Annotated in this window: 12 protein-coding genes; 10 read left to right on the top strand and 2 right to left on the bottom strand. The window is 69.4% G+C overall.

Features of this window, described 5'->3' with window-relative positions; genetic code table 11:
* Positions 1 to 25: 25 nt before the first annotated feature.
* From ACIA5H_RS04105 to glmM, 5 genes are all read left to right on the top strand, one after another.
* Complete coding sequence (locus tag ACIA5H_RS04105; RefSeq protein ID WP_379252024.1) at positions 26 to 2518, top strand: FHA domain-containing protein; 2493 nt, start codon at positions 26 to 28, stop codon at positions 2516 to 2518.
* A 100-nt stretch (positions 2519 to 2618) separates the two neighbouring features.
* On the top strand, positions 2619 to 4253 hold the full coding sequence (locus tag ACIA5H_RS04100) for a hypothetical protein (RefSeq protein WP_397073780.1): 1635 nt from the start codon (positions 2619 to 2621) through the stop codon (positions 4251 to 4253).
* 174 nt (positions 4254 to 4427) lie between these two features.
* Positions 4428 to 4871 carry a 50S ribosomal protein L13 gene (gene rplM, locus ACIA5H_RS04095; RefSeq protein WP_067803768.1) on the top strand — a complete coding sequence of 148 codons (444 nt, stop codon included), beginning with the start codon at positions 4428 to 4430 and terminating at the stop codon, positions 4869 to 4871.
* Positions 4868 to 5377: a 30S ribosomal protein S9 gene (gene rpsI / locus ACIA5H_RS04090; protein ID WP_195080437.1), complete on the top strand. Its 510-nt coding sequence runs from the start codon at positions 4868 to 4870 to the stop codon at positions 5375 to 5377. The genes rplM and rpsI overlap by 4 nt, the downstream gene beginning before the upstream one ends.
* A 216-nt stretch (positions 5378 to 5593) precedes the next feature.
* Positions 5594 to 6970: a phosphoglucosamine mutase gene (gene glmM, locus ACIA5H_RS04085; RefSeq protein WP_397073777.1), complete on the top strand. Its 1377-nt coding sequence runs from the start codon at positions 5594 to 5596 to the stop codon at positions 6968 to 6970.
* 28 nt (positions 6971 to 6998) lie between these two features.
* On the opposite strand, the gene ACIA5H_RS04080 is transcribed toward glmM, so the two are convergent.
* Entirely contained in the window at positions 6999 to 8654 is a 1656-nt protein-coding gene (locus tag ACIA5H_RS04080) for an ABC-F family ATP-binding cassette domain-containing protein (RefSeq protein ID WP_379252027.1), read from the bottom strand.
* Between the two features lie 147 nt (positions 8655 to 8801).
* Here ACIA5H_RS04080 and ACIA5H_RS04075 point away from each other — a divergent pair, with 147 nt between their 5' ends.
* From ACIA5H_RS04075 to ACIA5H_RS04055, 5 genes are all read left to right on the top strand, one after another.
* Positions 8802 to 8993, top strand: coding sequence for a PspC domain-containing protein (locus ACIA5H_RS04075; protein WP_039795694.1), 192 nt, complete (start codon positions 8802 to 8804; stop codon positions 8991 to 8993).
* Between the two features lie 98 nt (positions 8994 to 9091).
* The gene (locus ACIA5H_RS04070; RefSeq protein ID WP_379252028.1) at positions 9092 to 9400 is read left to right on the top strand and encodes a DUF6802 family protein; all 309 of its coding nucleotides are present in this window, start codon (positions 9092 to 9094) and stop codon (positions 9398 to 9400) included.
* A gap of 128 nt (positions 9401 to 9528) precedes the next feature.
* Positions 9529 to 9840: a hypothetical protein gene (locus tag ACIA5H_RS04065; protein ID WP_355076269.1), complete on the top strand. Its 312-nt coding sequence runs from the start codon at positions 9529 to 9531 to the stop codon at positions 9838 to 9840.
* A 58-nt stretch (positions 9841 to 9898) separates the two neighbouring features.
* The gene (locus ACIA5H_RS04060) at positions 9899 to 11725 is read left to right on the top strand and encodes a hypothetical protein (RefSeq protein ID WP_397073774.1); all 1827 of its coding nucleotides are present in this window, start codon (positions 9899 to 9901) and stop codon (positions 11723 to 11725) included.
* A 47-nt stretch (positions 11726 to 11772) separates the two neighbouring features.
* The gene (locus ACIA5H_RS04055; protein WP_379252030.1) at positions 11773 to 12123 is read left to right on the top strand and encodes a hypothetical protein; all 351 of its coding nucleotides are present in this window, start codon (positions 11773 to 11775) and stop codon (positions 12121 to 12123) included.
* A 27-nt stretch (positions 12124 to 12150) separates the two neighbouring features.
* Here the strand turns inward: ACIA5H_RS04055 and ACIA5H_RS04050 are convergent, their stop codons facing one another.
* A complete protein-coding gene (locus tag ACIA5H_RS04050; RefSeq protein WP_355076274.1) occupies positions 12151 to 13008 on the bottom strand; it encodes a hypothetical protein in 858 nt (285 codons plus the stop codon).
* Positions 13009 to 13023: the final 15 nt, after the last annotated feature.

Below are 13023 nucleotides of genomic sequence, written 5' to 3'. Positions count from 1 at the left end.
CGGGTGATGGAATAGTATCCGCTGCATGTCTTCACCGGGGGCGCAGACCATCACCGTGCGCCATGATGGAAACGAACGAGTATTCGATTCGAGCCAGCAGGTCACGATGGGCCGCGCGCCGGAGGTGACGCTTTTCGTCGACAGCCCGCTCGTCTCGCGCGTGCACGCGACGCTGGCCTGGCAGGGCAGCGCCTGGGTGTTGACCGACAACAAGAGCACCAACGGGGTTTTCGTGGACGCGCGCAGGCTGACCCAGCCGGTGTCGATCGACCGCCCCACGCAGGTCCGGCTGGGTGACGCGATCAGCGGCCCGCTGTTGCACCTGCTGCCCGCGAACCCGCAACCCCCGCACCGTCCTTCCGCGCGCCCGCCGCAACCGGCTCCGGTGCCGCAGCCGGGACCGCCGCCGCACGGGGTCCGGCGGCCCGTGCAGCAGTTCCAGCATCCGCACTATCCGCCGCCCCAGGACGCACCGGCGCCCGCGGTGAACATCAACATGACGACCAGGGCGGACACCTCGAACATGCCGCCGGTCCGGGCCAGGGCGAGCACAGCGCCCATCGCCCGCGCCGACCGGATCCCGCAGACCGGCCTGAGCATCGGCCGCACCACCGACAACCAGATCGTCGTCAACGATCCGCTGGCCTCGCGCAAGCACGCCCGCCTGGTTGCCTCCGCCGAGGGGCTGGCCATCGAGGACCTCGGCTCGGCGAACGGCACGTTCGTCAACGGGCACCGCCAGCAACGGGCGGTGCTGCGCGAGCGGGACATCATCACCATCGGCAACGTCGACTTCGTCGTCCAGCAGGGCACACTGGTGCACCGGCAGAAGCCGGTCGCCGAGCAGGGCCTCGCGGTGCACGGGGTCGGCTTCACCGTCGAGGGCAACAAGCAACTGCTCGTCGACGTGAACATGTCGGCCAGCCGCGGCACCCTGACCGCGCTGATCGGCCCGTCCGGAGCGGGCAAATCCACGCTGTCGCGCCTGATCGCGGGCACCACCCGGCCTTCGGGCGGCGTGGTCACCTTCGAAGGCCGCAACCTGCACGCCGAGTACGAGGCGCTGCGTTCCCGGATCGGCATGGTGCCGCAGGACGACGTGCTGCACCGCCAGCTCACAGTGCGCCAGGCACTCGGTTTCGCGGCCGAGCTGCGGCTGCCGAGGGACAACAGCAAGCAGGACCGGCAGCAGGTCATCGACGGTGTGCTGCAAGAGCTCTCGCTCACCGAGCACGCCGACACCAGGGTCGACCGCCTTTCCGGCGGTCAGCGCAAGCGCGCCTCGGTGGCGCTGGAACTGCTGACCGGCCCGTCGCTGCTCATCCTGGACGAACCGACCTCGGGCCTGGACCCGGCATTGGACCGCCAGGTCATGGTGATGCTGCGCGAACTGGCCGACGCGGGCCGCGTGGTGATCGTGGTGACCCACTCGGTGGCGCACTTGGACATGTGCGATCAGGTGCTGCTGCTCGCCCCCGGCGGGAAGACCGCCTACTGCGGCAATCCGGCCGGTGTCGGCGCGACGCTGGGCACCAGCGACTGGGCGGAGATCTTCGCCGACGTCGCGGCCAACCCGGATCAGGCGTTCGCCGCGTATCGCTCCCGGCAGGCGTTCGCGGCGCCACCCCCGCCGCCTGCGCAACCGTACGGGCCCGCGGGCAGTCCGCCGCAATCCAGCCGCGGCAAACAGTTCTCGACCCTGGCGCGCAGGCAGGTCCGCCTGATTTTGGCCGACCGCGGATATCTGACGTTCCTGGTGTTGCTGCCGTTCATCCTCGGCGGCCTGTCGCTGGTGGTGCCGGGGAAGAACGGTTTCCAGCGCGGTGCGCTGAGAGCGCTGCCGGACGGCACATTCGTGCCCGAAGGCGGAAGTGAGACACAGCAGTTGCTCGTGGTCCTGATCCTGGGCGCCTGCTTCATGGGCTCCACGCTCACGGTGCGCGACCTGGTCGGCGAACGCACGATCTTCCATCGCGAGCGCGCCGTGGGGTTGCTGCCCTCGGCGTATCTGATGGCGAAGATCGCGGTGTTCAGCTTCACCGCGCTGCTGCAATCGGCGGTGCTGGTCGGCATCGTCCTCGCGGGCAAGAAGCGTCCGGGTCAGGGCGCGGTGCTGGCGTCCGGCAGCGCGGAGCTGTACATCGACATCGCACTGACCGCGATCTGCTGTGTGGTCGTCGGATTGCTGCTCTCGTCGCTGGCCAAGTCGAACGAGCAGGTGATGCCGCTGCTGGTGGTGGCCATCATGTGCCAGCTGGTGATGGCGGGCGGCCTGATCCCGGTCACCGGCCGGGTGGTGCTCGAGCAGGTGTCCTGGCTGTTCCCCGCTCGCTGGGGATACGCGACGGGCGCGTCGACGGTGAACATCCGCGAACTGTTCCTGAACGCGCAGGCCGACACGCTCTGGCAGCACAAGGCGGAGATCTGGGCGTTGGACGTCGGCGTGCTGTTGCTGATCACCGTGGTGCTCGCGGTCATGACCTGGCGCCGGTTGCGACTGAAGAAGTCGGCCGCGTGACGCGGTCCGGACGGTCCGGCTACGCCCCGGTGCGCGGAGGCGGCGCCCAGCGGCGTGGGACGGCAACGACGAGCATCTCGGCCGCGAACCGGGCACACTTATGCCTGTGACGGTGCGAGTAGGGGCAGTGCATCTCGGCTGGGATGTGGTGTCCGTGGCGGCCGGTGGCGGTGGCGTTCCCATCCGCCCCGTGCAGGTGGAGGGCATGTGGACGCCGCCGGCCTATCTGCTGGCGGATTCGTCGGGCCGGTTGCACACTGCAGGCGTGGAACGCAACAGACCCGATCTCGGGATGGCGATCGCCGACGTGCGCGACATCCTCGGGCATCCGCAGATCGTGGTCGCCGGCGCGACATGGCCCGCGGAGTTGGTGTTCCGCGCGCGTCTGTACAACCCGCTCGCCGAGGTCGGCAAGCACTTGCGCGGCAAACCGGATCTGGTGGCGTTGCCCTACCCGGACAGCTGGCCGGACGAGAAGATCGATGTCTACGCCTCGATGGTGGAACAGCTCGATGTCGTCGTGGAACCGCTGCCGGAGAGCGTCGCGCTGTCCGGCTACGTCCGCGCCCTCGGACTGGTGCACCCGCCGGACCGGTCCAGGCCGAACGGCGTCGGCGCGACGGGTGTGTACTCCGACGGCCGCGGCATGCTGGTGGTCGCGGTGCACGGCGACGACGAGCAGCCCACCGAGTCGGTCGACGTTCCGGTGGACGCGGAGGCCATGCGTGACGCCAGGTCGGCGGACGACGTCGTGATCGAGGTCATGGCGGCGGCCCGTTCGATCGGCGCGGACACCTCGACGGTCCTGCTGTCGGGCAACGTGCGCTTCAACGACGCGTTGCGCCTGGCCTTCCAGAACCATCTCGGACACCGCCTGCACGTGGCCGATCACCCGATGCACGCCCTCGTCCTCGGCGCGGCGCACCTGCTGGTGAGCGATCCGGAGGCGGACGAGCCGGAGCCCGCGGGCAGGCACGCCGAACCCGCGCCCGCTCCGCAGCGCCCGGTGGACGCGCAGTACCCCCCGCAGCAGGCGGACGCGGGTCAGCGGTCGGCGCGGCCGGTGCCCGGTGTGCAGTACGGCCCGGGATACCCGACCCAACCCGAAGAGGCGACGACCAGGATCGGGCGCGACGAAGCGCCGCGTGGCCTGCCGCCGAATCTCGCCGAGCTGGGTAGCCGCTTCACCCGGCCGCCGAGCGCGCCGGACGAGCAGCAAGACGGCGGTCGTCCGCCCGGTGGGCCGGTGCCGCCCCTCGGCCCGCGTCCGCCCTATCCGGGCGGGCCGGAACAGTCGTACCCCGGTCAGCAGCGCCAGGGGCCATGGCAGGACTCGGGCGCCGACTCCGACGACGAGGACCGGCACCCCAAAGGCAAGCTGTGGAACAAAATGAAGGGCAACTTGTTCGGGGCCAACACCGTCGTCGGGGCGGTGGCGCTGGCCGTGGTCGCGCTTCCCTCCGGGAATCATGGCGTGGAGCTGACCGCGCAGCCGGTCGTCCTCGACACGGCATCGGTCGTCGCGGAGGAAGGGGTCGATGGCGAGCCGGTCGGCTGTCCGACCGCGCCCGATGCGATCATCCAGCCCAAACCAGGGGTCACCGCCGCACGGGGCAACCAGCGGGAAGCGCGGGAACGGGCCGCCGAGTGCGGACGGCCCGATGTCGATACTCTGCGCTATCTGGTCCCCGGCCCGCCGGGCGCCATCGACCTGGGCCCGCCGATCGAGATCTGACGCGATTTCTTCCCGCGATACCCCACTGGTATCGTTGCTCGCTGGCGTGTGGAACGTCCGGCCGACTCCTGGTGATCGTCCGGATGTCCGCCGAGTCCCGGGTCTCCACCGGCCGCCGGGAACACCTCGACCGCACGCTCGGCTGGCAACACCGACGACAGACAGGGAAGCACTGTGCCTACGTACAGCCCCAAGGCGGGTGACGTGACCCGTAAGTGGTACGTCATCGACGCCACTGACGTAGTGCTCGGCCGTCTCGCCGTCCAGGCAGCGAATCTGCTGCGTGGCAAGACGAAGCCGACCTACGCCCCGAACGTCGATGGTGGCGATTTCGTCATCATCATCAACGCCGACAAGGTTGCCATCAGCGGCAACAAGCGGCAGGACAAGCTGATCCACCACCACTCCGGGCACCCGGGCGGCCTCAAGTCGCGGACCGTCGGTCAGGTGTTGGAGAGCCGCCCCGATCGGCTCGTGGAGAAGGCCGTCAAGGGCATGATCCCGAAGAACAAGCTCGGCAACGCGATCGCGGGCAAGCTGAAGGTGTACGCGGGCCCGACGCACCCGCACGCCGCCCAGCAGCCCATTCCATTCGAGATCAAGCAGGTGGCCCAGTGACCGCTCCCGAGGAATTCAACGAGGAATACGTCGAGGAATTCGACGCCGCCGAGGCTGTCGAGGACGGTGCGGGCTACGAGGACTCCGAGGCCTCGGCGTCCTACGCTCCGATCGTGATCGACCGCCCGGTGCAGACCGTCGGCCGCCGCAAGGAGGCCGTCGTGCGCGTGCGCCTGCTGCCCGGCTCCGGCAACTTCGTGCTCAACGGCCGCACCATCGAGGACTACTTCCCGAACAAGGTGCACCAGCAGCTGGTCAAGTCGCCGCTGGTGACCGTCGAGCGCACCGAGTCCTTCGACGTGCACGCCCGCCTGGTCGGCGGCGGCCCGTCCGGCCAGGCAGGCGCTCTGCGGCTGGCCATCGCCCGTGCGCTGATCGAGGTCACCCCGGAGGATCGTCCCGCCCTCAAGCGGGCCGGCTTCCTGACCCGTGACCCGCGCGCCACCGAGCGCAAGAAGTACGGTCTGAAGAAGGCGCGCAAGGCGCCGCAGTACTCGAAGCGCTGATTTCGGCAACGTCGGCCCACCGCATCCGGCACCCTCGCGGTGCCGGACGCGGTACGGTCGACGCGGCAGCTGTACGAGAGCAGGCTCCAGCGAACAGCTGGTCGCCTGCTCTCGCGCTGTATGAAGATGCGGCGTTAGCGGGGCCTTCGTGGTGCACGGGCCGGTGCCTCCCGGGCCGGCGCGCCCACGCCACAGATCACCAATGAGGGGCGAGGTATGGGACGGTTGTTCGGCACCGACGGAGTCCGCGGGCTTGCCAACGAGTCACTGAGTCCGGAGCTGGCGTTGCGCGTTTCCGGCGCGGCCGCGCAGATCCTGAGCCGGGGCAAGAAGCGCGCGCTCGGGGTGGTCGGGCGCGACCCGCGGGCCAGCGGGGAGATGCTCGAGGCCGCGGTGACCGCGGGGCTGACCGCGGCGGGAGTGGACGTGCTGTCGGTGGGGGTGCTGCCGACCCCGGCCGTGGCCTACCTCACCGGTTTGTACGACGCCTGTCTGGGCGTGATGATCTCCGCCTCGCACAACCCGATGCCCGACAACGGGATCAAGATCTTCGCCGCGGGCGGGCACAAACTCGACGACGCGATCGAGGACCGGATCGAGGCGCTCATGGCCGCGGAGACGCAGTTCCGGCCGACCGGTGCGGGCATCGGCCGGGTCCGCAGCGCGGCGGGCGCGCGCGATCACGGGCTGGCCGTCCCGGATCAGTACAGCCTCGCGGGCACCCACGAACGCTATGTGGAACATCTGGTGGAGGCGACGGGCCAGGACCTATCCGGGCTGACCGTCGTGGTCGACTGCGCGCACGGCGCCGCCGCGGAAGTCGGACCCGCCGCCTACCGTGAGGCCGGTGCGACGGTGATCGCCATCAACGCCGAGCCGGACGGGCTGAACATCAACGACGGCTGCGGATCGACCCATCTCGAGCAGGTACGGGCCGCGGTGGTGGAGCACGGCGCCGATCTCGGTCTCGCGCACGACGGCGACGCCGACCGCTGCCTGGCCGTGGACGCCTACGGCAATGTGGTGGACGGGGACGCGATCCTCGCGATCCTGGCCCTCGCCATGCACGAGGCGGGCGAGCTGGCCGAAGACACTTTGGTCGCCACCGTGATGAGCAACCTCGGCCTGCACATCGCGATGCGGACGGCCGGAATCACCGTGCGCACCACCGCCGTCGGCGACCGTTATGTGCTCGAGGAGTTGCGGCGCGGCGGCTTCACGCTGGGCGGCGAGCAGTCGGGGCATGTGGTGTTCCCGCGATACGGCACCACCGGCGACGGCATTCTCACCGGCCTGCGCTTGATGGCGCGGATGGCGCAGTCCCGGCGCAGCCTGGCCGACTTGGCGAGCGTGCTGAGCACCGTGCCGCAGATTCTGGTGAACGTGCCGGTCAACGACAAATCCGTGGTCGCGCGCGCACCCGAGATCCGCGAAGCCGTGCTGGAGGCGGAACGGATACTCGGCGACTCCGGGCGCGTGCTGCTTCGACCCAGCGGCACGGAAGAATTGGTGCGGGTGATGGTGGAGGCCACCGACCCGGCGCAGGCGCGCCAGCTGGCGGACGATCTGGCGAAGCGGGTCGCAGGGGTATAGAGGGTTGAGGTCGTGCCGCGGCCGTGGGTCAGTGGGTTTCGGTGAGTACGCCCGCGTTCATGTGCCAGCGGCGGGTCGCGCGGACGGTGTCGAGCATGCGGCGGTCGTGAGTGACGAGCAGGAGTGTGCCGGTGAAGGACTCGACGGCCTGCTCCAGTTGTTCGATGGCGGGGAGGTCCAAGTGATTGGTCGGCTCGTCGAGCACGAGCAGGTTCACGCCCCGGGCTTGGAGCAGCGCGAGGGCGGCGCGGGTGCGTTCGCCGGGGGAGAGCGTGTCGCACGGCCGCAGCACGTGTGGGCCACGCAGGCCGAATTTCGCCAGTAGCGTGCGCACTTCGGCCTCCGGCCAGTCCGGCAGTTCGCCGCCGAAAGTGGCGGCCAGGGCCGCGGTCCCGCGAAACAGCCCGCGCGCTTGGTCGACCTCGCCGACCTCGACGCCGGAGCCCAGGCTCGCCGTCCCGGTGTCGGGCTGGAGCTGTCCCAGCAACAGGGCGAGCAGCGTCGACTTCCCGGAGCCGTTCGCCCCGGTCAGCACGATGCGGTCGGCCCAGTCGACCTGGGTGGTGATCGGGCCGAGCGTGAAGTCGCCACGGGTGACGGCCGCCTGGGACAGGGTCGCCACCACCGAGCCGCTGCGCGGGGCCGCGGCGATGCTCATGCGCAGTTCCCATTCCTTGCGGGGTTCTTCCACCACCTCGAGCCGTTCGATGCGGCGCTGCGTCTGCCTGGCCTTGGCGGCCTGCTTCTCGGTGGACTCGGCCCGCATCTTGCGGCCCGCCTTGTCCGAGTCCACCTTCCTGGGATCACGCGCCTTGCGGCGGGCGGTGCGGACACCGTGTTCGAGCCAGTTGCGCTGCATCTGCGCGCGGGCCTCCAAGCCAGCCTTGGTGTCGGCGTAGTCCTCGTACGCCTCGCGCGCGTGCTGCCGGGCGATCTCGCGCTCCATCAGGTACGACTCGTAGCCGCCGTCGTACGACCCGACCTGTTGCTGCGCGAGATCCAGCTCCACGATGCGGTTCACCGTGCGCGCCAGGAACTCCCGGTCGTGGCTGATCACCATCAACGGGACCCGCACACCGGCGACGAACTGTTCCAGCCGGGCCAGGCCGTCCAGGTCCAGGTCGTTGGTCGGCTCGTCCAGCAGCAGGATGTCGAAGCGGGACAGCAGGACCGAGGCCAGCCCGGCCCGCGCGGCCTGACCGCCGGACAAACCGGTCATGGGTGTATCCAGACCGCTGGGCAGACTGTCCGCGAGGCCGAGATCCGCGGCGACCTCGTGGGCGCGCTGGTCCAGATCGGCCCCACCGAGGGCGAGCCAGCGTTCCAGTGCGGGGGAGTACTCGTCCGGCCCGCCGTCGGCGAGGCGCTCGGCCGCGGCGTCCATCACTCGCTGCGCCTCGGTGACTCCCGTTCGGCGGCCGAGGAATTCGAAGACGGTCTCGCCTTCGACCCGTTGTGCCTCCTGGGCCAGATAACCGACCGTCGCGTCGGGGGGACTGAGCGTGATGCTGCCCGTCGGTGCGTGCCGGTCGGCGAGCATGCGCAGCAGCGTCGACTTGCCCGCGCCGTTCACACCGACCAGTCCGATCACGTCGCCCGGCGCGAGGGTCAGATCCAAGTCGGCGAACAGCGTGCGCTCGCCGTGACCGGCCGACAGGCCGCGGGCATGCAGAGTGGTGCTCACCAGCACGAGTCTGCCGTGCTCGGGGTCGGACCCTGAGGTCGACCCCGGGAGAAATCAGGGTCGGTATCGGCCGCCGGGCCGATGGCGGGGCCCGCGACGACGGGCACAGTGGAGGACGTAGCGATCACCGCACGAGAGGGAAGACCAATGACCGCCCCCACCCGCCGTTTCACCCGCTCCACCCACGACAAGTGGATCGCAGGCGTCTGCGGTGGCATCGCCGAGTATCTCGGCTGGAACGCCAACGTCGTCCGTCTGCTGTTCGTGGTGTCGTGCCTGCTGCCCGGCCCGCAGTTCGTCATCTACTTGGTGCTGTGGCTGTTGATGCCGAAGAAGTGAACTCGCGGGGCTGCGTCGAGCCCGCGCGGGTGACAGGATGGAACGATGCCGCTCGAGCGGCATCGCACCACCGGTACGAGTCCTGCTGAGGAGGGGTCATGATCACCTCGAGCGAATTCCCAGGCCTGGATATACCCGGTATCGACGCGTCTTCGTCGCTCGACGGCCTGGGCGCGATCGAATTGCACCACCCGACGCAGGGCATCGACGGCGACGGCTCGCTCGACACCGTCACTACCACGGGTGCCGACGCGATGCAGGTCTGGACCGACTACGACCACGACGGCTTCGCCGACCACGTCACCGTGGTGGAGAAGGACGGCGACTACGCCGCATGGGAATTCCACCGCCACCCCGACGGCACCTCCGAATGGGTCCGCACCGACCGAGGCAGAATCGGAAGCTGACCGAATCCGCGGGGGCGAAAATTCGAGGGAACCGAGTGTCGGCGTGTTGCGTCGAAGGAAGTAGGGCGGCATTCGGCGCGAACGAGATTCGCGTCGGCGCAACGACACTACGAGGACGGAGGGGAGTCGTGGGCGGGTCGGAAATGGTCGGTGTGCGGACGGGAGAGCTCGGTGCGCTCGGCAGCGACTATCGCAGATCGGCGGACGTCGTCCGCGACCAGGCGAAGGGAGTCGCCGATCACCTGTTCGGCAGCGGTGACGAGGCGGGCCGGAATTACGCGCCGCAGGGGATCGCGGTGCATCAGGGCCTCGAACGGGTCGGTGCGTGGCTGCGGAACTGGAGTGAGGCCACCACCGCGACCGCCGACGCGCTCGGGGCCGCCGTGGTGGCCTACGCCGAAACCGACCAGCAGCGCGCTTCCGAGACGAACAAGACATGAGACCGCCGAATGACCCGTGCTCGCACCGGCGACGCCCGACATTCGAGGAGTCGGAATCATGACGGTTTCCTGGCAGGGCAAGGCGATCGACACCCTCTTGGACGAGGGCAGCGCGGGATTGCAGTACTGGATCGAGTTCACGCCGCTGTACGAGGCGGCGTTCGGCGACAACGAGAGACGCGTCGGCGTCGGCAAACTGCTGGCGATGTACGATGAGCAGCGCGGCACCCGGTTGGACAGACTGGAGCAGACAGGCGAGGCGCTGAAAGCCGCACTGTCGGAAGTGGATCGGCAATGGGACGCGCAGCAGGGCTACACCCGTCGGCTGCCCGGACTGTGGCAGGGTACGGCGGCCGCCGCCGCGCTCGACATGCTCGGCAAACAGTCGGTCCTGGCCGACGAGGACCGGCAGCACGTCAGGGCCGCCGTCACCGTGATCGCCGATATGGCGGGTTCGCTGCGGTCGGCGGTGGCCGCGAAGGCGTTCGCCACCCGAGAGTTGCTCGCGGGACCGGTGGGCGGCAGGAAGGTCGTCGAGATCGACGGTAAGACCCCGGTGGAGGTGAAGGTCATCGTCGACGTGCACAACGCGCGGGAATGGATCGACGCCGACCAGGTCCGCGAGCTGGGCCGCATCTTCCCCGCACTCGCCGTGCCGGAGGACAAGATCAACACAAGCGTGCTCGGCTTCATCAACTCCGACAGCGAGAACATGCTCACCGGCGCGTACGGCGAGCGAGTGCGCAGCGTCACCGATGAATGGCTGACCAAGACGTTCAAGCCGGACTTCGACCGCAAACTGTCGTCCTATATCGACGTCTGTACCGAGGTCGATCGACTGTTCAAGGACCAGTACAAGAACCTGGCCGATGCGCTGACGCAAGTGGCCGAGCATGGCTACCCGCGACCGGAAGGTCCGTCCGAACCACAACCGGGGACACCGGTCGACCAGGACAAAACCGAGGTGACCAGTGCGTCCGCCCCGCCGGGCCCGCCCGCCGCCACGGTCCCAGCGAGCACGACACCGAGCACAGTCCCCGCGTCGACCACACCGACCACAGTCCCCGCGTCGACCACACCGACCACGTCGGACAACCCGTCCACGCCGAGTACTCCGTCCACGCCGAGTATTCCGACCGCACCGAGTATCCCGACCACACCGAGTATCCCGACCGCCCCCGCGCCCAGGATGCCCGCACTGGACGGACTTGCCGCGCTCAGCCAGGTGGCGCGGGAATTCGCGCCGCTGGCAACCGGTCTCGGTCAAGCGGTGGAGCAGGGCGTGTCCGCGTTGAGCGGAATCATCGAAAGCGGAGTCGACGACGCGATCGAAAAGCTCATGCACAGCATTGATCCGCAGAACGCCGAAGCCGACGACCGGGACGACGAAGGTCGGAACCGAAAGCCGCGCGCCGAGGCGGAATTCGATATCGGCGGTAAGCATGTGCAGTTCGAGATGGGGCCGGACGGCCGGTTGAAACTCGTCCTCTCCGATGCCACCGGTGCGGAGCAGGAGTTCACCGTCGAGCTGAACGAGCACGGCATACCGGTCATCTCGACGATGGAGCCGGACGCAGACAACGCGCAGCCCCCGGCGCCTGAGGCTCTTACGCCGGAGTCTCGGAACGGGGAGTCTCCGGCACCGGAACCTCAGGAAGAAGAGAAAACGCCCGCTCCAGGTTCGGAACCGGACACCGAGGACGATCGGCCCGGGCTGCCGAGCGGAACCTTGCCGCGCACCCGGCGCGAAGAGGACGGCGAGCACTACCCGAAGCCGATGCCGGAGCAGGGCGAGCGGGAACCGGACGTTCCAGTGGACAGTGGCGCGGAACTCGCCGAAGCCGGGCCGCTGGACGCGGGGTTCGCCGAGGCGGGTCCACTGTGAGCCCGTCCGGGACGAGGTCGCACACCGCATGAGCGAGGAGGCGCAGCATGGTCGACTACGCCGAGGAAGCGAGGCAACTCGCCGCCGAGAACCAGCGCCGCATGTCGCTGTTGCTCGACGAGATCCAGGCGATCAACGAGCAGACCGCGGCGACCGGCCGGGAAATCGCCGACCGGCTGACCGCCGAGATGGAGGAGTTCTGGGTGACGCACGCCGCCGACCTGGACAAGGCCGCCGCCGAGGCGGAGGAGCGGCAGCGACTGCAAGAGGAAGCACAAGAGCAGCGCGCGGCCATCGCACGGTCGATGGCCGCCCGCCGGGCCAATCACACGGTGACGCCGGTCGATGAAGAGGACGAGGAGGCCAAGTTCTACCAACGCAAGAGCTGGCTGATCTGACCGGCGCTCCGCGGGCCGGTCGGTCGGCTACCGCCGCAGCAGCGCGGCGAGCTGGCCGACCTTCAGCTTCGGCGGCTCCTTCTCCTGCGGCGCCGCGGGGTCGACCACGGTGGTGTGCGGGATGACCTCGTCGGGATCAGTGAAGGCGCGATAGGTCTTGTCGCCCGCCAGCGTGGCGAGCAGGTAACCGGCCAGCAGGGCGCGCGTGGTGCGGGAGGTCTTCGATTCGTGCTTGCCCGCACCCACGGCGGCGAGGACGCGCCGCCCCTCGATGATGCCGTTGTGCGAGGCCTTGTCGATGGCGCGCAGGGTCGCCGGGCCGCCCCAGGCGGTGGCCAGTGGGATGGCGTTCGAGCTGACCGAGGTGATGTCGGTCGCGCCGGCCAGGATCAACGCCGGAACGTCCAGCTCCGGTGCGACGGCTTCGGCGGCAGGCGCCGTCGGCGCGGGGAACAACGCCGCGACGGTGGCGACGTCGCGGCGGCCTGCGGCGATGACCGCGGCGCCCGCTCCCATGCCGTGCCCGGCCAGAGCCAGGCGCTCCGGATGCACGCTGATCTCGCCGTCCCCGAGCCGCACGCCGGTGCAGATGTCGAGCGTGGTGAGCAAATCGGCGGCCAACCCCAGATGTGACGGAATCGGTCCGCGCTCGGTGTCGGGCGCGGCGGCCACTATTCCCCAGGAAGCGAGGTGTTCGAGCAGCGTGCGGTAGTGGTTCGCCCCGGTCAACCAGCCATGTCCGAACGCGACGGCAGGTAGGTTCCGCCCGGTCTCGGGCGTGAACACCACCCCCGGCTGGCCGGCGATGGCCAGATTGCCACGCAACACGCGGTGCGGGCCCCGGCTGGTCAGGGTGCTCAATAGCGATTTCACAGACGCCGACACGACGTGAACGTTATC

This window comes from Nocardia sp. NPDC051900 (assembly GCF_044452545.1).
In the GTDB taxonomy this organism is placed as follows: domain Bacteria; phylum Actinomycetota; class Actinomycetes; order Mycobacteriales; family Mycobacteriaceae; genus Nocardia; species Nocardia sichangensis.
Note: the sequence above shows the minus strand (reverse complement) of the source record. Positions and strands in the feature narration are given on the sequence as shown.

What these genes read in the sequence shown, in the direction of transcription:
- ACIA5H_RS04105 (WP_379252024.1), top strand. Translation starts at nt 26, where the DNA reads ATGTCTTCACCGGGGGCGCAGACCATCACCGTGCGCCATGATGGAAAC.
- ACIA5H_RS04100 (WP_397073780.1), top strand. Translation starts at nt 2,619, where the DNA reads ATGCCTGTGACGGTGCGAGTAGGGGCAGTGCATCTCGGCTGGGATGTG.
- glmM (WP_397073777.1), top strand. Translation starts at nt 5,594, where the DNA reads ATGGGACGGTTGTTCGGCACCGACGGAGTCCGCGGGCTTGCCAACGAG.
- ACIA5H_RS04075 (WP_039795694.1), top strand. Translation starts at nt 8,802, where the DNA reads ATGACCGCCCCCACCCGCCGTTTCACCCGCTCCACCCACGACAAGTGG.
- ACIA5H_RS04070 (WP_379252028.1), top strand. Translation starts at nt 9,092, where the DNA reads ATGATCACCTCGAGCGAATTCCCAGGCCTGGATATACCCGGTATCGAC.
- ACIA5H_RS04060 (WP_397073774.1), top strand. Translation starts at nt 9,899, where the DNA reads ATGACGGTTTCCTGGCAGGGCAAGGCGATCGACACCCTCTTGGACGAG.
- ACIA5H_RS04055 (WP_379252030.1), top strand. Translation starts at nt 11,773, where the DNA reads ATGGTCGACTACGCCGAGGAAGCGAGGCAACTCGCCGCCGAGAACCAG.